Source organism: Clostridium bornimense (genome assembly GCF_018917145.1).
In the GTDB taxonomy this organism is placed as follows: domain Bacteria; phylum Bacillota; class Clostridia; order Clostridiales; family Clostridiaceae; genus Clostridium_AN; species Clostridium_AN bornimense_A.
Genome location: NZ_JAHLOD010000012.1, coordinates 1 through 21,935, shown reverse-complemented (window position 1 = coordinate 21,935; position 21,935 = coordinate 1). Strand labels below are relative to the sequence as shown.

Sequence of the window (21,935 nt, the reverse complement as noted above, 5' to 3'; positions counted from 1 at the left end):
TATCTATTTTAATTTGCTACTTTTACCATACTATATCTTAGTACTTTTGATTCTTTCTTATATCCCTTTTGGAATACTTCTACTACTTCATTTTCGCCATAAGAATCATCATGTACATGCATTATAGCTTGATGAACATTTGGATCGAAACCTTCATTTGTTGGTATCTCTTCAACACCAAGCTTTGCTAGCGAGTCTAATAAACTCTTTAATGTCATTTCAACTCCAGTTCTAAGAGCACCTTCATCGCCCACAGCAGAAACAGCTCTTTCTAGATTATCTATAGCTGGAACTATTTCCTTTAAAGTATCAACAACAGCATTATCATAGATTTCTTCTTTTTCTTTTGCTGATCTATTTCTGTGGTTTTCATATTCTTTATCTAATCTTGTAAGCTTATCACGAAGAGCCTCTACTTCTCTAGAAAGCTTTTTACTATTTTCAACTTCCTTAGTATACTTTAACTTATAGTCCTCTTCTTTTGCTTTAGATTCTTCTTCTGATTTATCTTCAACATTTTCTGAATTCTCTTTATTTTCAACTTCTTCAACATTTTCAACATTTTCAACATTTTCTTTGTTATCATCATTGTTAGCACAATCTTCAGATACACATTGCTCTTCACAATTAGAATCTTTAATTTCTTCTTTTATTTCTTCATTGTTAATTGCCAATTATATCACCTCTTTACTCTTCACCTAATCTTTTAGTTATAGTTCTATTTAATTCATTAACAAAAGATGTTAATATAGATACTATCCTTGAATATGGTATTCTTGTTGGTCCAATAAGTCCTATAGTACCAAGTGGTCTATCACCTAGCTTATAAGTAGCTTTTATAAGAGAACATTCCTTTGCTCCTATTACTTTATTTTCTTCACCAATAATAATATTAAAATCACTATCAGCTTTAAGTAAGCTATTTACATTACTAGTATCCTCTAATAGGTCAAACATATTTTTAACCTTATCAATGTCTTTATATTCAGGCATAGAAAATAAATTTTGAATTCCTTCAACATAAATTTCAGATTCATAATCATCTTTCATTTCATTAATTATTTGATTCATTAAGGTATCAAATATTTTTTCATTACCTGCAAAAGAACTCTTTAATTCTACAATTACTTGATTATCTATAGACCCTAAATCTACTCCTTGAAGAAATGAATTTAGTAACGCATTTATTGAATTTACTGCATCAATATCAACTTCTTCATCAACTCTAATCATTGCATTCTTTATAATGCCAGAATCACTTACCATAACTAAAAGTAACTTAAGCTTATCTACGTATACAATCTGTAACGATTTTAGATAACTCTTACTTAAGGCTGGTGTTTTAACTACACAAGTAAGTTTCGTCATATGAGATAGTAATTCTGTTGATGACTTTATTATTTTACTTAAATCATAATATTTTTGATTTAAAACACTATGAATTAAGCTTTTTTCTTGAGGTGTTACTATAGATGGTATCATAAGTCTATCAACATACAGCCTATAACCTTTATCAGAAGGAATTCTACCTGACGATGTATGAAGCTGAACTAGATATCCCATTTCCTCTAAGTCTGACATCTCATTTCTTATTGTAGCGGGACTAACGCCTAAATTGTATTTCTTTGCAATTGTTCTAGATCCTACTGGTTCACCAGTATTTATATAATCATCAACAATAGCTTGAAGTATTTTAATTTTTCTCTCATCCATTTCCATCATATCACCTCTTATTAGCACTCGGTATTATTGAGTGCTAACATCTTGACTATAAAATACCACCTTGGAATATTATTGTCAATATTGATTTTTCTATGCTCTATTCTTATTTTTCTTCATAAGTAGTCATTTAATTAAAATAAGTCTATTTTCCTTCATTTTTCATACCAATGTGATTTACAGTATAAAATCACTCATAATATAGTTTGATACTTCGATTCCCTTTTTAGTCAAGAACATATTTCCATTAGATATATTTAATAAATTCATATTTAAATATTTTTTTATAACATCACCATATACTTCTTCAATATTTTTATTATATCTTTTATAAAATTCATCAAGGGATATTCCTTTTATCATTCTTAATCCCATGAAAACAAATTCCTCCATATCGTCATTGGTTGAATTTTTTATTATCTCCTCTATTGCATTATCATTATTATTCATAAGCTCAATATATTTATCTACATTATTAACATTTTTTATTCTTTTATGACCACAATAAGACGCCGAAGATGATCCTATTCCTATATAATCATTTAATCTCCAATAAACAATGTTATGTCTACATTCTTTATTTTCTTTTGAAAAATTGGAAATTTCATATTGATGATATCCTGCTTTTTTCAATTCTTCTAATGTAATACGATACATCTCTCTTTCTGCATCTTCATCTGGCAACTTTAATTTATCATTATTATATAAATCAAAAAACCTTGTTCCTTCCTCAATTATTAGTGAATATGCTGATATATGATCTAACCCTAAATTAATCATAGATTCTAAAGACTTTTTATGATCTTCTACTAACTGACCTGGAAGACCAAACATTAAATCTGCATTTATATTATCAAACCCTACATCCCTAGCATCATTATAATTTTTTAAGAACTCTTCATATTTATGTATTCTCCCTATAGATTTCAATAACTCATTGTTAGTACTTTGAAGTCCCATTGAGAGTCTATTTACTCCAATATCCTTCATCATGCGTAACTTTTCCTTAGTTAAAGTTCCAGGGTTTGCTTCCATAGTAAACTCGTAATCTTTAGCTATATTTATATCGCTTATTATATTCCCTAACTTTTCAATTTGTTTTTCATTTAAATATGTTGGTGTACCTCCACCAATAAAGATAGTATCATAAGTATCTTTTGCCCTTAACTTAGCTTCCTTTTCTAATGCATTTAAATATTCTTCTATACTATTTTCCATACAAGAATATGATGGAAAATCACAATAGAAACACTTATTTTTACAAAATGGTATATGTATATATAAACTGCTCATAATTCCTCCTATATATAAAACTAAAATATTCAAATATAAATGCCCACCAATAAGTCATATAATCTTTAGGATGAAATTCACAATTATAGTTCAAGAAATTCCGCAGGAATTTCCACCTTAATTGAGAATCGTGAATTAAAAAAAGAGGATCGTAAACAATTTTAAATTTATTGTCACGACACCTCTTCTATTTCTAATCTACTTTTAAGATAGACATAAATGCTTCTTGTGGTACTTCTACTGAACCTACTTGACGCATTCTCTTCTTTCCTTCTTTTTGTTTTTCAAGAAGCTTTTTCTTTCTTGAAATATCTCCACCATAACATTTAGCTAATACATCTTTTCTCATAGCTTTTATAGTTTCTCTTGCTATAATTTTTGCTCCTACTGCTGCTTGAATTGGTATCTCAAACATTTGTCTTGGAATAACTTCTTTTAACTTTTCTGCTATTCCTCTTCCTCTAGTATATGCTCTTTCTTCTGGTACTATCATAGATAATGCATCTACAACTTCAGAATTAAGTAATATATCTAATTTAACAAGCTTAGTTCTTGAATAACCTATAAGTTCATAATCAAATGAAGCATATCCTTTTGTTCTTGATTTTAAAGCATCAAAGAAATCATAAATTATTTCATTTAAAGGTATGTCATAAGTAAGCATAACTCTTGTTTCCTCTAAATATTGCATATCTTTAAATGTACCTCTTTTATCTTGACAAAGTTCCATTATAGCACCAACAAAATCTGATGGTGTAATAACTGTCGCTTTTACCATAGGTTCTTCCATATAATCAATTTCTGTAACTGGTGGAAGATTTGTTGGGTTTGTCAATTCAATAATTTCTCCATCTGTCTTTATTACTTTGTATATAACTGATGGCGCAGTTGTTATGATATCTAGGTTAAATTCTCTTTCTATACGTTCTTGAATTATTTCCATATGTAATAATCCAAGGAAACCACATCTAAATCCAAATCCAAGTGCTACTGATGTTTCAGGTTCAAAAGATAAAGCTGCATCATTAACTTGTAACTTTTCTAAAGCTTCTTTAAGTTCAACATATTTAGCTCCATCAACAGGATAAATTCCTGAGTAAACCATTGGAATTGCTGGCTTATATCCTGGTAGTGGTTCTTCTGTTCCACCCTCAGCATAAGTTACTGTATCTCCAACTCTTGCATCTCTAACATTTTTGATTGATGCAGTAAAGTATCCAACACAACCTGGACCTAATTCATCTACAGGCATATAGTTTGGTGCAAAAACACCTACTTCAGTAACTTCATATTCTTTCTTTGTTACCATTAACTTTATTTTTGTTCCTTTTTTAATCTTTCCATCTTTTACTCTTATATAAGATACTACACCCTTATATGAATCATAAAATGAATCAAAGATTAATGCCTTAAGTGGTGCATTTTCATCACCAGTTGGCGCTGGTATCTTTTCAACTACTGCCTCTAAAACATCTTCAATATTTAATCCAGTTTTAGCTGAAATAAGAGGGCACTCAGATGCTTCTATCCCTATAACATCTTCAATTTCTTCTCTTACTTCATCTGCTCTAGCTGATGGCAAATCAATCTTATTAATTACTGGGACCAACTCTAAATCATGATCTAGTGCTAAATAAGTATTTGCTAAAGTTTGTGCTTGTATACCTTGAGTAGCATCTACTACTAATATAGCTCCTTCACAAGCAGCTAATGATCTTGATACTTCGTAGTTAAAATCTACATGTCCAGGAGTATCTATAAGATTTAATATATATTCTTCTCCATCACTTCTTTTATATACCAACCTTGCAGCTTGTGACTTAATTGTTATTCCTCTTTCTTTTTCAAGCTCCATATTATCTAAAACTTGAGCTTCCATCTCTCTTTGAGTTAAGGTTCCTGTCTTTTCTAATAGTCTATCAGCTAATGTAGACTTACCATGGTCAATATGGGCTACAATACAAAAGTTTCTTATGTTTTTTTGATTTATGCTCATTTTTTCTTCCCCCACTCTATTTTTGTTTGGGTATTTATTCTATTCCACCTTATGTAGAATGATTATCTATTTATCAATGTTAAATTATATCATAGAATCCCCGATAGTTGTCAATATTATAGTATTATTTATAATTATATATTATTATATAGGATTATATTGAATTGTTTATAACAAATATACTATTTTTTTAAATATTCACTAATTGCACGAGCTATTATTCTCGCAGTATTTTTAGCTTCTCCTAAATTACTTGCTTCAGATCCCATCTCTATCAATATTGAATTTGTACTTAAATCAGCATTAAACTTACTTGATGTACTAGTATAAACAAAGTCATCTCTTCTTAAGTTCGGGAAATCTCTATCAATTATATTGCGTAATCCTTCAACTATTCGTAAATTTTCATTTATATTAGGTACAGATGTATCATAAACAAACATTGGTCTTGCCAAAGTAACTCCATTAATATTTCCTGTTACTGCTCCTTTATTAGATACAGCATCTCTATGTAAATCTATAATTATATCAAAACTATTATATGTAGCTAAATTTCTTCTTACTGTTTCCCTAGATGCAGAATAAGCAGCCATATAATTTCCATCATTAACAGTCTTATCATGAACAACATCAATATTATATCTATTTAATTCTTTTGTTAATTCTTCACCTACTGAAATTATGTTCTCATTTTCATTTCTACTAGATGCTTGATATGGTACAAAAGCTTCCCCTGTATGAGTATGATAAATTAGTACCTTTGGCTTTATACTATTATTATTTATGTAATTTTCATCAAAAACATTTAAAGTAGCATCTAATAATGGATTTCCATTCTCTGATGCAGGTTCTACTTGACAATTTTCTTTTGTTTTTATAACTATACTATCTGATGCAAATCCCTTCACTCCAGTATTACTTGACATATTTTCCTTTTCAACAATACTTATACCTATAAATTCTTTTCCTATAATACTTTTAGGATTGTCTATAGAAAAATCAAAAAGAAAATTCATTATATTTTTAAAAGTAAATTGATTTTCTACCATGGCAGTATTATCAAAATGAACTGTTTCAATAATTGGCACTGTCTTATTTACCATAGTCACATAAAATAAATTTCTATTTCCTTTCGAAATTTTACAATTAAATTCCATAAATTTTAAAAAACAAAAGGCTATTAGCATTAACATAATTGTAAAAAACAATATTATTTCAAATATTGTTTTTTTCTTCTTTAAGTTATCCAATTTATATCCCATAGTTATCCCTCCCCTTTTAAATCTATGAGGAGGGATTTCTTTTTATTACTAATTCAAATACCTATTAATATCACTTAATTCTAATGCTGGTTGTAGTGCAATATTTATTCCATTTGCTATTATTTTAGATATTGATTCTATTACATCATCTACTTCTTTTGGAGTTACAATTAAATCTCCTACTTCTGGTGTTAAAAGTGCAGTTATAAGTTTATGTTTATCTTCTCTATCTATGCCCTTTAATATTTTGTAAAAATCCCCATCTTTGGTAGATTCCCTTATAAGATCATCTATAACTAAATCTATAGTATCAGATGCCATTGTTGCTGCATCAACTACTGTGGGAACACCTATAGCTATTACTGGTATTCCTAAAGTCTTTTCTGATAATTCTTTCCTTTTATTTCCTACTCCTGCACCTGGAGCTATTCCTGATGTTCCAATCTGAATAGTAGTATTTACTCTATTAAGCCTTCTAGATGCAAGAGCATCGATACAAATCAAAACATCTGGTTTAACCCTCTCTACTATACCTTTAACTATTTCACTTGTTTCCATACCAGTAATCCCAAGAACTCCAGGAGATATTGCACAAACAGGTCTTATTCCTTCATCAATCTCATCTGGAACTAATTCTTTTAAATGTCTTGTTACCATTATTTTTGACACAACTTTAGGTCCTAATGAATCTGGAGTGACATTCCAATTTCCAAGCCCTACAACAAGTGCAACTTTCTCTTCATCAATTTTTAATACACTTGTAAGTTCCTTTGCCAGTGATCTTGCTACTGATTCTTTTGTATCTTCATCATAGTGAACATGGTCTGGTATTTCAATTGTTATGTAAGTTCCTTCTGCCCTTCCCATTTTTTTTGCGCCTTCAGCATTTTTGATTACTACTGTTGTAGTTTTTACATTATCCTCCTCTTTTTCAGTTGCTTCTACACCTTCTATAGTTTTAGGCTTAGATGTCTCTTCTATCATTTCTTTTGCTTCTACTGCTAAGTCTGTTCTTATACTATAATTATACATATATATACCTCCTTCATATATTTATATTGTTTTATTTTCATATTTTTAATATTCATTATAAATATCTATTGAAAGTGTCCTTCTCAGATGTTATAATAGTATTCGTTGTTAAACGTATGTAAAGTGGCGCTATTCCCCAGCTGTTACTTTATTTTTACAAGGTGGTGAAAAACATGGCAAACATAAAATCAGCTAAGAAAAGAATTAAAGTTACTGAAAAGAAGACTTTAAGAAACAAGATGATTAAGTCTGCATTAAAGACTACTATAAAGAAGTTTGAAGTTGCTGTTGCAGCTGGAAACACTGAAGAAGCAACTGCTGCTTTCGGAGCTGCAGTTAAAGCTTTAGACATGGCTGCTTCTAAGGGCATTATTCATAAGAATAAAGCTGCTAGAGGTAAGTCAAGATTAAACGCTAAATTAGTAGCAATGTAATAAAAGACCGGTTTATTCCGGTCTTTTATTTTTTATACTGCACCAAGAGAAATAAGTAATAATTCTAAATTATCCTCTGACGAAGTACTTTTTATTTTCTTTTCTGTCTCCAAAATTTTCTCTATACTTTTTTCTAATGTTACAAAAGTGTATTTTTTGCTTAAAATATATAAATTATTACCTACAAATTCATTAAGCTTTAATTCTTTGCTTATAGATTTGCTATCATATCCTTGTTCACTATATGATTTTATTTTATATAATAACCTATATTGCCTAAGAATCATAAATAATATCATAGGTTCTTTCTCACCACGAGTTATAAGTTCATTTAATATATCTAAAGCATCTTTTATTTTTCGCTTACTTATACAATCTACTAAATTAAAAATATCATTTTCATTTAACGGTGGCATAAGCTTAATTATATCTTCTTTTGTGATCGGTCTATCTTTACAATAGTTAATAAGTTTTTCAATTTCATTATTTATTACATCAATATTCCCATCTAATACTGATGATAAATAACTAAGTTCAGCTCTTCCTATATCTTTTCCTTTTTCTTTAAAAAGATTTCTTAAAACTTTATTTAATGCCTCACCTTTCAATTGCTTAAATTCTACCAATTCTGCATCCTTACTTAATGCTTTCACCTCTTGTGGGATTTTTTCACGTTTATTATCAAAAACACAGTAAGTTATAAGTATTGTAGTACTTGGCATATTTTTTATATATTCTTTATATTCTTTAAAAATCTTTTTATATTCTTTATCTTTAGAATTTCTTAAAAAATCTCCTCTATATATTACAACTACTTTCTTATCATCAAAAAAAGGTAATGTTTCGCAAGCATTAATTACTGCTTGGAAATCTAATTTAAATCCATCAAATTTCACAAAATTTAAATCTAAAAAATCTTCTTTTACATTTTCTCTTACTATATCATCTACACATTCTTTTATAAGATGTTCATTAACTCCCATAAGAATATAATTGTTTTTAAATTTATTATTCTTTATATCATCTTTAAGTTTGAAATAATCAATCACTTTTTCTCTCCTTCTATAACATATGTATCAATAACAACTGGTGAAGATTGATAATAATAATTCTCTTTTAGATTAATTATATCAAATTTTTCATTTGCATTTGAATAAATTTCATTAACTAAAAGATATTTTTTCAAAAACTTCTCTTCTTTCATAGATTTAATTTTCCCATAATAATAAAACTTGCCAGTTCTGTCTTTTCTCTCTACTACTCCATAGTTATCTTTATATTTTATAACCTCTATCCTATGTATTGGATTTAACATAAACACATAAAATAATATAATTGTTCCCATTATTAATTTCTTAATTTTGATATTATATTTATATAAAAAAGCAATAAAAATAAATGTAACTAATAATATAGCTGCTTCACTTACAAAAAATATTTCATCTAATGTATTGTAATATAACTTATCTATAACATAATCAATAATTGTTGAAATCTTATCTATCATATAACATAAAAAAGTAAATACAGGATCCCACATAATGAAAAATAATGATATAAAAATCATAGCTATTATCACTGAAAATATAGGTGATAAAATCAAATTCGATATTATACAATTAACTGATAATCCTTTTATAGTTATAAAAATGAATGGTGCTGTAGCAATTGTAGCACTTATTGACACTGCTATTGCTTCTCCTAACTGTCTTGGCAAAAAAACTAACTTCTTCTTAAAAAAGTTACTAAAAAAATATATTCCAAAAACCCCTGCATAACTTAGAAGAAATCCTAATGAATATAATTTTATGGGATTTAGTATTAAAATTACAATAGCGCTTATTATAAGTGCATTAATTCCATCATAATTTCTGTATAATTTATAACTAACTATATTAATTAAAATCATAATGAAGGCTCTTAACACTGGTATTGGCACCCCTAAAAATATTATATATCCTAAAATAAATATTATAGAAAAGGTCTTGTTCGCAAATCTATTCAGTAAATTAAATAACAGTGATAAATGAAATCCTGATATAGATATTATGTGATATATTCCTAGCGATTTCATTTTTTCTTTCTCAATGTTTGGTAACGTACTTGTATCACCTAACAACAAAGTATCTATTTTCATAACTGCATTTTTACTTAATTTTTCACTATATTTGTCTTCAATAATTTCTCTAAGTCTCATAAGATAATATCTATATGTTCTTCTATAACCTTTTATATTCTCTATATCATATATACCGTAATAGCCTTTATTTAAATCTAGAGCTTTCGTAAATTTACCTTCTAATAAATATTCATAACCAACTACAACATTACTACTATTTATTAAAATACGATGATTTCCACTTATCCCTACGGCACTTATCCCATTGTTCTCTGCAATATACAACTTATTAACATCCCTATATGATAAATAATTGCTGCATATAAAAGACGTAACAATAAAACTTATAATAAAAAGTAAACTGTAACTTGTCTTATAATGACTAAATATAAATAAAAGCACTATAAATAAGATAGCCGCTGTCATCATCTTATAATCATTAAACCAATAATTTATAGATAATATAATTGCTACTAAAGAAAATCCCGCAATATATTTACCTTGTAATTTTTCATCATAAAATATTTTTACATAGAAAAGTATATTTTTCAAACAAAACACCTCTATTTAAGAATTCTTAACTCTTAAATAGAGGTTTAAACACTACACTAAAAAAATATATATCAAAATTATTACACTTGGTAATATTACCAATACATCTTGTGCTATATTAGTCTTATCACCCTTTAACAAAGCGTTTATTGTGTAAATTAATGTTAATATTATCATTAATATATACTTCTTAACATTAAACTGTAAAATAGGAACACAAAATGGAATCAATATAATTACTGTATTTATCATAATATTTTTTACACTTAATTTTATTAGCGATAAATTATCATTAAACTTGTACTTTTTATGATTAATTACTTTTTCTGAGGGAAAATTCATAATTAAATAGCCCAAATATATAGAAATACAAACTACATTTAAAATAAGTAAATCCATAAAATTGTATAATTCTCTTCCACTTAACTTCATAATTATAATATTGGATAATAGTATTGTTGCAAAATATGATATTAAAAATTCTTGAATGTAGTTAATCCTATTTATTATTTGTTTTGATAGATTCATTGCTTTTAAAATTTTAGATAAATGATTATTTTTTATAGTAAAATCACATACTTCTTTACATAAACTATTTTTATTATTGCCCTTATACATTGAAACATATGCTTCATTTAATATACCTAAATCTCCAAGACTATCTCCTGAATATAAAGTATTATATTTCTTATTTTTCAATTCCTTAACAACATATTCCATTTGATCTTTAGTAACTTTTGATAACACTTTATATCCTTCTATATTTCTTTCCATTTCATCTTTTGTCATATTTCTAAGTTCAATTCCAGAAATTATATCTCTTTCTTTATATATACTTCCAAGTAACTTTCCTTTATTATAAGCTACTAATTTATTATCTTCAGTATATGTCAATAGCTTTATATTCATATCTCTTATTAATTGAGCATTCGTTTCATAATCACAATTTACTCGTGATTTATATACTAAAATACCTACAAAAACCATGTTGCTTTCTATATTTTCGTATTCTGAAGGCTTATAATTAAAAGGTCTATATGAAAAAGCTACTGTTTTTAATCCTTTTTTGCTAATTTCCATATCCAGTTTCTTGATTTTTTCTATATATTCTTTTTCTAATTTTACTTCTAGTCCATTAGACATCCTAAATGTAGCACTATTAATTACAGTGTTTATATTTCCTAATGAGTATGCCCTATAACCATTCTCTACAGCTATAACTTTTGTTACTACATCATTCTCTATATTATATGGCAATGTGAAACATGACTTTATCTTAGCTTTACATTGATTATAATTAAATCTCATATCATCTAAAAAATCTATAATTTTCGTAGATATTTTCTTATCAAAGCCTTCTGGCACATTTAAAGAACAAATATATAATATTTCAAAGGCTCTATCAAGAGTATATTCATCTGGTACTACTGATAAACTTGAGTATCTTTTCTCATCAATAATTACCTCCACAATATCTATATCATCATCATAAAAGCTCTCTTTATCTTCTATAATAATATAATCAATGCTATTAAGTTTCTCTAAATCTAATATATCATTAACTTCTATTTTATCTTTTCTGAATTCAGATTTTATGTATTGTATCACAAGACCGATATATATTGGCATAAGTGGTAAAGTTATCATTAGTGACTTGCAATAATTATCTTTTATAATTACTAATTCAAGCAAAGCTATAATTATTGATATTAAATATATTGGTGAAATCATATTATCTATATATTTTAACAACTTAACTTTATGATTTCCTATGTCATAATTTAAAAGTTTTTCACCTAATTTTGTATTATATCCAACAGCAATAACAACTCCGATTCCTTCTCCAGAAATAATCTTTGTTCCCTTATATAAAATATTACTTCTTTCTTTAAAATCACTACTTTCATCTACCTCAAGAGAAAATTTACTTACTGGAACATCTTCACCATTTATAAGACTTTCTCTCACCATTATATTATTTCCTTGTATTATTCTTATATCAGCAGGTGAACTACTTTCTTCTTCAATAAAAACTATATCTCCTACTACTAATTCAGAAGATTTTATACGTTGAATTTTCCCATCTCTTTTTACTCTAACATCTCTATTATTTACCCTCTCAAAAGAAATAGAATTATTAACTCTTCTGATCATTATCACCGCAATTGACAATATAAAAAATAAATTAATATAAAATATGATTTTATACTTAGAATAAAACCATGTAAATACAGAAAAAATTGTAGCTATTAAAAAGAATTTTGATATAACAAAATTTTTAATATTACCCAAAATAGTATTCTTGTGTTCTTTAATGATATTGTCTCCATATTTATTTATTCTAGATTCAACTTCCTCAGATGAAATACCTGTAGAAATCGTAGTATCTAAGTTCCTTAGAACTTCATCCCATCGTAAACTATGCATATATCATCCCCCTCGTAGATTATGGCACGTACACTTTATCTTTAATTGTTTCAAAAGTTTTGTCTCCAATTCTAGCACCTATTGTTTTCAACTGATCAATATTTTTATATGGTCCATTTTCTTCCCTATACTCCACTATCTTAGAAGCTCTAACTTCTCCAATACCATCAATGGATTTTAATTCTTCTACTGTAGCCTTATTTATATTTATACGTCCATCTTTTCTAACGCTACTATTACTTTCACTGCCTATAATATTATTCGTAATATCAACTTCATTTTCTCCTACTGAATATACGTATATATAGTCTTCATCATTTAGCTTTTGAGCCAAGTTTATATCTTTACTTTCTGCAGTATCTAAAAATCCACCTGCTACTTTAACTAAATCTTGTATTCTTGAACCTTCTACTAATTTATATACATTGGGTTTTTCAACTGCTCCCCCTATATAAACAGCTATTTCTTTTTCTTCTTTTTCTTCATTTTCTTTGTAATTATTATCTTCTTTTATCTCTGTTTTTTTATTATATTTCTTAAATGCATCATCATCGCTATTTGCGTTACTTACAAAACTACTGAAAATAATTAGAAATCCTAATAAGCAAATTCCTATTATTATAAAAAACTTATATTTATTAAGAAATTCTTTCATAAAATCACTCCTTACTTTAAGTAATATCCATAAAAAGTGATTTTAATCAATTTCTACTTAAGCTTCTCTAACAAACTAAGCATATCTTCAGGAATTGGAGCAACAAATTCCATTTTTTCACCAGTCTTAGGATGATTAAATCTTAATTTATATGCATGTAAACTTTGTCTTCCTATATACTCTTTTTCTTCTTTACCATATAAGTTATCACTAAATATTGGGCAACCATTATAAGCTAAATGTACTCTTATTTGATGAGTCCTGCCTGTTTCTAATTTTAACTCAATATATGTGGCATCCTTTAATTCCTCAATAACTTTAAAATGAGTTATACTTCTTTGTCCTCTCTCATCAACAATACGTCTTGGCTTTGATTCCTCTGAAGCATATATAGGTAAATCTATTGTACCTTCCTTTTCATTCATCGTATTATGACATATTGCTCTATAAATCTTATCAACATTGCCGTCTGTCATCTCTCTTTGTAAAGCCATATGAGAAAATTGATTTTTTGCTATAATTATAAGTCCTGATGTATTCATATCTAATCTAGAAACTAGTCTTACTATAGAACTATCCCCGTTTTCTCTAAAATGATATAACACCCCATTTGCTAGTGTACCACTTTGATGAGATTTAGTTGGATGCACAACAAGATTCGGTGGCTTATTTATAATAATAATATCATTATCTTCATATATTATATCTAAATCCATCTTTTCTGCTGCAATATCTTGACTTTCTTCCTTTTTTAAATTTATTTCAATTTTGTCTCCTGCTTTTAATATATATGATAATTTCACCACTTCACCATTAACTAAAATGTTTTTATTTAATGCAGCACTTCTACAAAATCTTGATGATAAATTACATTTATACTTTAAATAATTTCTAATTTTATCTCCATTATCTGCTTCATCTACTATATAACTTATAAAGTTGCTCATGTTTCCTCCTTAAAAAAAGTCTGTGCTAAGAACTTTAATATTCTAACACAGACCAGTTTTTATTTCTATTCTGTAACTAATGCAATAACCTCTATTTCAATTGGAGCATTTTTAGGCAATTTAGCCACTTGAACACATGATCTTGCTGGCTGTTTTACTGCAAAATACTTTGAATATATTTCATTCATATCTTCAAAATCTTCCATATCTCTTAAAAATACCATTGTTTTTACAACCTTATCAAAAGATGTACCTGCTTCATCTAAAATTGCCTTTATATTTTCTAAGCATTGTACAGTAGCCTTTTTTATGTCATACTTAACCAACTCTCCAGTACTTGGTATTAGCGGTATTTGACCTGATGTAAATACTAAGTTCCCTACTTTTATTGCTTGTGAATATGGTCCTATTGCTGCCGGTGCATTAATAGTACTTATTATTTCCTTTTCCATTTTATTTCCCCCTTAAAATTTATTTTGTTGATAAGTATATTATACATCAAATACTATTTTATTAGTAGTAATATTATTGCTACTAGTTATTACCACTACTACTGTTGTAACCACTGCTATTACTGTAACCATTACTTGTTTCACCTTCACTATCAGTAGTAACAACTTTTTCTTTAAGGTTATAGTTGTTAATTACATTAATACTATCATTCCCTAAAGTTATTATCATATCATATTCTATATCTTCCGATTTATCATTATTTTTTATGACATCAGTTAAAAAATCATCTTTTAATAGATTGTCATATTTTTCTTCTATTCCATAAACATCTAATGAAGTATTTTCTGCTACATCATCAGAAGTATTTTCTATATTAATATTGTATCTATTATATGAGTAATCGTTAACTAATATAGTTTTAAGTTTATTCCCAATACCAGAATCTGAAGATTTATTTATAATCTTCACCTTTTTATCATATCTACTAAAAAATTGTTTTCCATTTAAAGCTTGTAAAATATCTCTGTTCCACTCAGGATAATAAATGAAATATGAAGCTTCTCCTGGTTTCCAAGGAGGTGTATCTCCTCTAAGTGTGGCAAATTGAACTTTATCTACTCCTAACTTAGCAAAATTCAATGCATATTTTAGTATATAATCTCCATCCATATTAGTATATAAAACATTACTAAGAGACTGTATTAGTCCTGGAATCTTAGTAATTATACTAGAAGATGCTACTTTTTCTATAAAAGCTTTAATAAATACAACTTGATTGTCAATTCTACTTAAATCTCCGCCATCTTTTTCATTGGCTATTCCATCATTATTTTTTCTCCATCTGAAAAACTCTTCTGCTTTTTGTCCATTTAATGTCACTACATCACCTTTTGTAAAGTTAATATGTAGATCTTGAACTGGATCATCATATATCATTGTTTGAGGTATCGTAACAGTTACCCCACCTATAGCATCAATCATTTTATGAAATCCACTATAATCTATTTTCATATAATAATTAATATTTATTCCTAATAAATCTTCAACAGCTTCTTCTAAATCTTGTATCCCTGAGTTATGCAAATCTCCATATGCATGAACTTCGGTAATTTTAATATAACAATTTTGTCTCTTGCTATATACCTTAGTATCTCTAGGTATTGAAATTACTGACATCTCATCTAAAGATGGTTCATAATGTGCAACCATAATTGTATCAGTTCTTTGCGGATTAGATTCTGATCCACTTTCTCCACCTGGAGTTCCTATATCTACACCAGCAATAAGGATATTTACAGGATCTGTTATCTTAGGAATATCTTCTTCCTTCTTTGTATCTGACGATCCATATACATCAGTTTTAAATACAAATCCTGAATAAAGATATGTTACTGCTGATCCTATACTACCTATTATAACCATCATAATGACTAAAATATTTCTTAATACTCTTCCCCATTTACTATTCATTAATACACACCTACTTTGTATTTATAATTAAATAATTTCTAGCTTCTATTGTACTTTTATGTATAATGCTTCTTTTACTCATTAAAAATTCTATTGTGTTGTTTATTGCCTTTATCATTGCTTCATCAATATCTTTATCATATGCTAATGTTCTAACTTCTTGAATTTTTTCAAAAGTTCTTCCTGGCTCAATATAATCAGCTAAATAAATTATTTTTTCTAGTAGTGTCATATTTTTTCTACCAGTAGTGTGATACTTAACTGCATTTATAATCTCTTCATCATTTATATTAAACTTTTCCTTAGCTATTACAGCAGCTGCATAAGCATGCCAAATAGGTTTACTATTGAAATCATCTTCTGTAAATATAATATTTCCTTTTTCACAGATTTCTCTTAACTCATTATAGCTCATATTTTTAGCACAATCATGAGTCAACGCTGCAATTTCAGCCTTTTCCTCATCAACTCCATATAATACCGCTAATTTTTTTGCTTCATCTACTACCCTCATTGTATGATTATATCTATCTGTATTTAGGGTATCCTTTAATAAACTTTTTATTTTTTCTTTTAAAATAAGCGTATCCCCCTTTTCATAAAGTTTAAATTTTTTTATATACTCCATTACAAATGAAGGTAATAAAAAAGAAACTTCATGATTCTGATTTATAGATTTTCTAATAAATGTAGAAGATATATCTATAACTTTATTGTTAAGTAATATTATATTTGTGTCATACTTTTTTTCAATAATCTCTTTATACTCTTTTAACTTGTCATTATTTTTGTCTGTTCTCTTAAAAACAACTAAAGTAGCATATCCTAATACCTTATCTGGATTTTTCCATTTTTCAATATCTAATAAACAATCTTCTCCTACTATAAAATACCATTCTACATCTTTTTCTGAATTTTTGAAGTATTCTAAAGTTTCATAAGTATAAGATTTATCTTTTTTTTCAACTTCATAAGTACTTAAAGATAATTTATCATATTTATCTATTGTCCCTTTTATCATATTAACCCTATGATAATTACTAGTTATGTGCTTTTTATGAGGAGGATTTCCAGTAGGTACAAATATCACTTCATCTAAATGAAGTAAATACAATGCTTCAAAAGCTATATTTATATGTCCTATATGTAATGGATCAAAAGTTCCTCCAAATATAGCCTTTTTCATACTAATCACTCCTCACAAAACAAACTTCTTATATTATGGTAATTCAATTACAGGTTTTTTAGAGCTTTGTTTATAAAGTACTATTTTTTTACCTATAGCTTGAACTCCCTCACATTTTAATTTTTTACATATTTCATCGCTAGCTTCTCTAGCTCCATAATCTGAATTATTCAATATAGAAATTTTTATTAATTCTCTAGCCTCTAGTGCAGAATCTATAGCTTGTAACATATTATCATCTATACCACCCTTACCTATTTGAAATATAGGTGTTATATTATTTGATAATGATCTTAAATAACTTCTTTGCTTACTTGTTATCATATTGCCTCCTATAATAGATATTCAAATTCAAAATCATTTAATCTTACCATATCTCCATCTTTGATTCCCATTTCTCTAAGTTCAGTCATAATACCTTTCTTCATTAGAACCTTATGGAAATATCTTAATGAATCTGGATCATGAATATTAACTGCTAATAGTAATCTATCTACAAAAGTACCTTCAATTATATATACCTTACTATCTTCTTCATAATCTTCTACTCTTATATCGTAAGTAAATCTCTTTTCTTCTGGGATATACATTTCATCTTCATTTATCTCAAGATCAACTACAGGTATCTTAGATAATTCTTCTGCTGCTACTTTTATTAGCTCTTCTACTCCTGACATTGTTGCTGCAGAAATTTTAAATACTTTATCATATCCCATTTCTTTTAATTTATTTTTGAAATTAATAAATACTTCTTCATCATATAACATATCACTCTTGTTTGCAGCAATAATTTGTGGTCTATCCCATAACTTAATAGAGTATTTTTTTAGCTCTTCATTTATTTTGATAAAATCATCAATTGGATCTCTTCCTTCGATACCACTAATATCAACAACATGAATCAGTAATCTTGTTCTTTCTATATGTCTTAAAAACTCTAATCCTAAACCTACGCCTTCTGACGCACCTTCAATAATTCCTGGTATATCAGCTATAACAAAAGGATTTATTCCTGGAAGTGCCACTACACCTAAATTAGGTTTTAATGTAGTAAAGTGATAATTAGCAATCTTAGGTTTTGCCTTACTTATTGTAGATAATAGAGTAGACTTACCTACATTAGGGAATCCAAGTAATCCAACATCAGCTAGTAGTTTTAATTCTAGTCTTATAAACATTTCTTCCCCTGGCATACCTGGTTCTGCAAAATGAGGTGCTTGCCTAGTAGGTGTTACAAAGTGTACATTTCCTTTTCCACCTTTCCCACCTTTACATACAACGCATCTATCTCCTGGGTGAGCTAAATCTGCTATTATCTTATTACTTTCTTCTTCTCTTACTACTGTTCCCATTGGTACTTTTATGATTAAATCTTCACCTTTTCTACCAAAACATTTAGATGTTCCACCATCTTGACCTCTCTCAGCAGAATACTTTCTCTTATATGTGAAGTCTAATAGTGTTGTCATATTAGTATCTACTTCTAATATGATACTTCCACCATTACCACCATCGCCTCCATCTGGTCCTCCAAGTGGAACATACTTTTCTCTTCTGAAAGAGATTGCACCATTACCACCATCACCTGACTTAACAAAGATCCTTGCTTTATCTATAAACAAATTAAGTCACCTCTCTTTTATTAGTATTAGTATTTCTATTAATATTATTGTCTTTTACTAATGAACTTATCACATTAGTTATTTAATCTATTAAAGAAAAAGACATCCTATAAGGATGCCTTTTTGTTATTCGTTAATTGCTTCTTCTACAGCGATTGGATATACGCTTGCTTTTTTCTTATCTCTACCCATTCTTTCGTATCTAACTATACCGTCAACCTTAGCAAATAAAGTGTCATCTCCACCTTTACCAACGTTTGTACCTGGGTGAATCTTAGTTCCTCTTTGTCTAACTAATATGTTACCAGCTAAAACAAATTCTCCATCAGCGCATTTAGTTCCTAATCTCTTTGATTCAGAATCTCTACCGTTCTTTGAGCTACCTACCCCTTTTTTGTGAGCAAATAACTGAAGGTCAATGATAAACATTCCACTACACCTCCTTTATATGGACATTTACATAGTCTTTATAATTTACTTCTAAACTTTTTAATGAGACTAGCATTGTTTCCATCAATACCTGACATTTTTCTATCTCTTCATTACTTAAAGAATCAAGAGACATAATCATATGCCCATCACTAAAATCATAAGGTGCATCTATTTTTAATACATCTGTAACACCATTAACAACAGCACCTGAAAGCACTGAAACAGCGCTACATATTATATCGCGTCCAGATTCATCGAATCCCGCATGCCCACTTATGTTGAAAGAAATTAATTTGTCACAATGCTTTAGAAAATCAATCTTAATCATAATTAAGCTTCGATTTTTTCAATAACTAATTTAGTGTAAGGTTGTCTATGACCTTGTTTCTTTCTATAATCCTTTTTAGGCTTATATTTGAAAACAATAATCTTCTTTGCCTTATCTTGAGCAACAACCTTAGCAACAACTTTAGCTCCTTCAACAACAGGCTTACCAACCTTGATTTCACCATCCTTGCTAACTGCAAGAACTTTGTCAAGTTCAACTGTAGAACCAACCTCTGCTTCTAATTTTTCAACAAAGATTGTATTTCCTTCTTCAACTTTATACTGTTTTCCACCAGTAACAACAACTGCGTACATTCAAATACACCTCCTCTATCCAGTCTCGCCATAAAGGCACATAAATGTTTCAACCTTTTCTGTGCGGTCTACAAACGATATTCTAACATAACTTTTATATCTTGTAAAGAAGTTTACTTCGTTATTTTGAAATCTTCTAATTTTTTTCTCATATTTTCAAAAATTATAGGTTCTACTTTATATGTATCAACCTCATTTGTATATGTAATATAAATATCGCATTCTATATTCTTATATTCATCAATAAGTATTTGTTTTTTATCTTCAATTATATCCTTATATGATTTATTTACAGCAATATGAAACTCTTTTACCAAATACTCTTTCATTTGTCTAGTTATTTCATTTTTCATAAGCATTTTTAGATATGAAAATTTCAATACACTTCCTTTACCATGACAAACACTGCATCTCTCATCGATATATTCTAAAATAGATTTTCCTTTTTTCATTCTACTTATGTGTACAATATTTAGCTCATTAAAATCTACTATAGAGAACTTACTATTATCTTCCTTAAGATAATCTCTTAGTATATCAATAACAATTTTTTTATATTTTTTTGAAGTCATATTTATAAAATCTATAGCTACAATTCCACTTATATTTCTAAGCAAAATTTGCCTACCTATCTCTTTTGCCGCTTCTACGTTAGTATCAAAAATAGCTTTTTCTACATTTTTACCTTTTACATTTTTACCTGTGTTTACATCTATTACTGTCATTGCTTCTGTTTTTTCAATAACTATATCACCACCGCAAGGTAACTTTACTTTTTTATTTCTTAACTTTAATATTTCACTTTCTATTCCATACTTTTCGAACATCGGTATATTTTCTTCATAATAATTAATATCACAAAAATCACAATTTTTAGAAAGATTCATTTCTATTACATTGTCGTAGTCTTTTTTATCATTTAATATTATTTTTACATCTTCCTCTAAAATATTTCTTAGAACTTTGCCAATAGTACCTCCTCCATCATATATTTTTGATGGTTTTAGAGAAAATTGTCCTTTTTTAAGGATATCACTATAGATATCATACAATATTCCTATCTCTTTATTAATGTCACTTACTGATGATTCTAAAGCTTTTGTTCTTATTATCACACCTATATCTTTAGGCTTCACTATTTCTTTTACTATACTATCTTTATCTATTTCTGTATCAATCTTAGAGGAAAACTTTATTCTATCTAAAGAAGTATCTAAAACTACATATTTCCCTTGTATTGAAATCATAGTAGTAACCTTAGGTCCTTTTTCTCTAGTGCCTTCTTTTAAAACTTCTACTATAACTTCATCACCATTTTTAATTCCACTATTGTTAAATTTATTATCTATATACATATAAGCATTTTTCTTAAATCCTATATCAACAAATGCACTTTTTAGATTCGGTATAACTTTTCTTACTATACCTTTATATATCTCCCCTTGTATAGGTTCCTTTTCTTCTTCTTCAATATATAACTTTTCTAACTTCCCTTTATTTTTTACAGCTATTCTAAGTATTTCTTTATCCCTATCTATAAATAATTCTTTCATAATTTTCCCTTCCATATAAAAAAGATAGTGTAAAGTTTATTTACACTTCTTTCTTTAAAAATCTTTATATATCAAGGTTTTAGAAGTTTTTTTGTATAAAAAAACAACGACCCCCTGATTTCTATGTTAAAATTGAATCTC

General features: G+C 27.8%; 21 protein-coding genes. 1 reads left to right on the top strand and 20 read right to left on the bottom strand.

Annotation, left to right across the window (positions count from 1 at the left end; genetic code table 11):
- Window positions 1–8: 8 nt before the first annotated feature.
- From grpE to gpr, 6 genes are all read right to left on the bottom strand, one after another.
- Window positions 9–674, bottom strand: coding sequence for a nucleotide exchange factor GrpE (gene grpE, locus KQI30_RS05930; protein WP_253287406.1), 666 nt, complete (start codon window positions 672–674; stop codon window positions 9–11).
- Between the two features lie 13 nt (window positions 675–687).
- Window positions 688–1,722, bottom strand: coding sequence for a heat-inducible transcriptional repressor HrcA (hrcA, locus tag KQI30_RS05925; RefSeq protein ID WP_253287405.1), 1,035 nt, complete (start codon window positions 1,720–1,722; stop codon window positions 688–690).
- A gap of 174 nt (window positions 1,723–1,896) precedes the next feature.
- Window positions 1,897–3,012: a radical SAM family heme chaperone HemW gene (gene hemW / locus KQI30_RS05920; RefSeq protein ID WP_216462347.1), complete on the bottom strand. Its 1,116-nt coding sequence runs from the start codon at window positions 3,010–3,012 to the stop codon at window positions 1,897–1,899.
- Window positions 3,013–3,205: 193 nt separating this feature from the next.
- Complete coding sequence (gene lepA, locus KQI30_RS05915) at window positions 3,206–5,008, bottom strand: translation elongation factor 4 (protein ID WP_216462346.1); 1,803 nt, start codon at window positions 5,006–5,008, stop codon at window positions 3,206–3,208.
- Window positions 5,009–5,190: 182 nt separating this feature from the next.
- Window positions 5,191–6,270, bottom strand: coding sequence for a stage II sporulation protein P (locus tag KQI30_RS05910; protein WP_216462345.1), 1,080 nt, complete (start codon window positions 6,268–6,270; stop codon window positions 5,191–5,193).
- Between the two features lie 48 nt (window positions 6,271–6,318).
- Window positions 6,319–7,302 (bottom strand): GPR endopeptidase, encoded by a 984-nt coding sequence (gene gpr / locus KQI30_RS05905; protein WP_216462344.1) that lies wholly within the window; start codon window positions 7,300–7,302, stop codon window positions 6,319–6,321.
- A 173-nt stretch (window positions 7,303–7,475) separates the two neighbouring features.
- Here gpr and rpsT point away from each other — a divergent pair, with 173 nt between their 5' ends.
- A complete protein-coding gene (gene rpsT, locus KQI30_RS05900) occupies window positions 7,476–7,736 on the top strand; it encodes a 30S ribosomal protein S20 (protein WP_216462343.1) in 261 nt (86 codons plus the stop codon).
- 32 nt (window positions 7,737–7,768) lie between these two features.
- Here the strand turns inward: rpsT and holA are convergent, their stop codons facing one another.
- The 14 genes from holA to KQI30_RS05830 form a co-directional block, all read right to left on the bottom strand.
- Entirely contained in the window at window positions 7,769–8,785 is a 1,017-nt protein-coding gene (holA, locus tag KQI30_RS05895) for a DNA polymerase III subunit delta (RefSeq protein WP_216462342.1), read from the bottom strand.
- A complete protein-coding gene (locus KQI30_RS05890) occupies window positions 8,782–10,407 on the bottom strand; it encodes a ComEC/Rec2 family competence protein (protein WP_216462340.1) in 1,626 nt (541 codons plus the stop codon). The genes holA and KQI30_RS05890 overlap by 4 nt, the downstream gene beginning before the upstream one ends.
- Before the next feature lie 51 nt (window positions 10,408–10,458).
- Window positions 10,459–12,834: a cation-transporting P-type ATPase gene (locus KQI30_RS05885; RefSeq protein WP_216462339.1), complete on the bottom strand. Its 2,376-nt coding sequence runs from the start codon at window positions 12,832–12,834 to the stop codon at window positions 10,459–10,461.
- A gap of 19 nt (window positions 12,835–12,853) precedes the next feature.
- A complete protein-coding gene (locus KQI30_RS05880) occupies window positions 12,854–13,489 on the bottom strand; it encodes a helix-hairpin-helix domain-containing protein (protein WP_216462337.1) in 636 nt (211 codons plus the stop codon).
- A 53-nt stretch (window positions 13,490–13,542) separates the two neighbouring features.
- The gene (locus KQI30_RS05875; protein ID WP_216462335.1) at window positions 13,543–14,436 is read right to left on the bottom strand and encodes an RluA family pseudouridine synthase; all 894 of its coding nucleotides are present in this window, start codon (window positions 14,434–14,436) and stop codon (window positions 13,543–13,545) included.
- A 65-nt stretch (window positions 14,437–14,501) separates the two neighbouring features.
- Window positions 14,502–14,888, bottom strand: a complete 387-nt coding sequence (locus tag KQI30_RS05870; protein ID WP_216462334.1) for a RidA family protein — start codon at window positions 14,886–14,888, stop codon at window positions 14,502–14,504.
- A gap of 82 nt (window positions 14,889–14,970) precedes the next feature.
- On the bottom strand, window positions 14,971–16,359 hold the full coding sequence (locus tag KQI30_RS05865) for an LCP family protein (RefSeq protein WP_216462333.1): 1,389 nt from the start codon (window positions 16,357–16,359) through the stop codon (window positions 14,971–14,973).
- A gap of 10 nt (window positions 16,360–16,369) precedes the next feature.
- The gene (nadD, locus tag KQI30_RS05860; RefSeq protein ID WP_216462332.1) at window positions 16,370–17,545 is read right to left on the bottom strand and encodes a nicotinate-nucleotide adenylyltransferase; all 1,176 of its coding nucleotides are present in this window, start codon (window positions 17,543–17,545) and stop codon (window positions 16,370–16,372) included.
- Between the two features lie 33 nt (window positions 17,546–17,578).
- Window positions 17,579–17,869, bottom strand: a complete 291-nt coding sequence (gene yhbY, locus KQI30_RS05855; protein ID WP_216462331.1) for a ribosome assembly RNA-binding protein YhbY — start codon at window positions 17,867–17,869, stop codon at window positions 17,579–17,581.
- 8 nt (window positions 17,870–17,877) lie between these two features.
- Window positions 17,878–19,167: a GTPase ObgE gene (gene obgE / locus KQI30_RS05850; RefSeq protein WP_216462330.1), complete on the bottom strand. Its 1,290-nt coding sequence runs from the start codon at window positions 19,165–19,167 to the stop codon at window positions 17,878–17,880.
- A 126-nt stretch (window positions 19,168–19,293) separates the two neighbouring features.
- Entirely contained in the window at window positions 19,294–19,596 is a 303-nt protein-coding gene (gene rpmA / locus KQI30_RS05845; RefSeq protein ID WP_044037906.1) for a 50S ribosomal protein L27, read from the bottom strand.
- 4 nt (window positions 19,597–19,600) lie between these two features.
- Complete coding sequence (locus tag KQI30_RS05840) at window positions 19,601–19,927, bottom strand: ribosomal-processing cysteine protease Prp (RefSeq protein WP_216462328.1); 327 nt, start codon at window positions 19,925–19,927, stop codon at window positions 19,601–19,603.
- A gap of 2 nt (window positions 19,928–19,929) precedes the next feature.
- Window positions 19,930–20,241 carry a 50S ribosomal protein L21 gene (rplU, locus tag KQI30_RS05835; RefSeq protein ID WP_044037910.1) on the bottom strand — a complete coding sequence of 104 codons (312 nt, stop codon included), beginning with the start codon at window positions 20,239–20,241 and terminating at the stop codon, window positions 19,930–19,932.
- 113 nt (window positions 20,242–20,354) lie between these two features.
- Entirely contained in the window at window positions 20,355–21,794 is a 1,440-nt protein-coding gene (locus tag KQI30_RS05830; protein ID WP_216462327.1) for a ribonuclease E/G, read from the bottom strand.
- Between the last annotated feature and the right edge of the window lie 141 nt (window positions 21,795–21,935).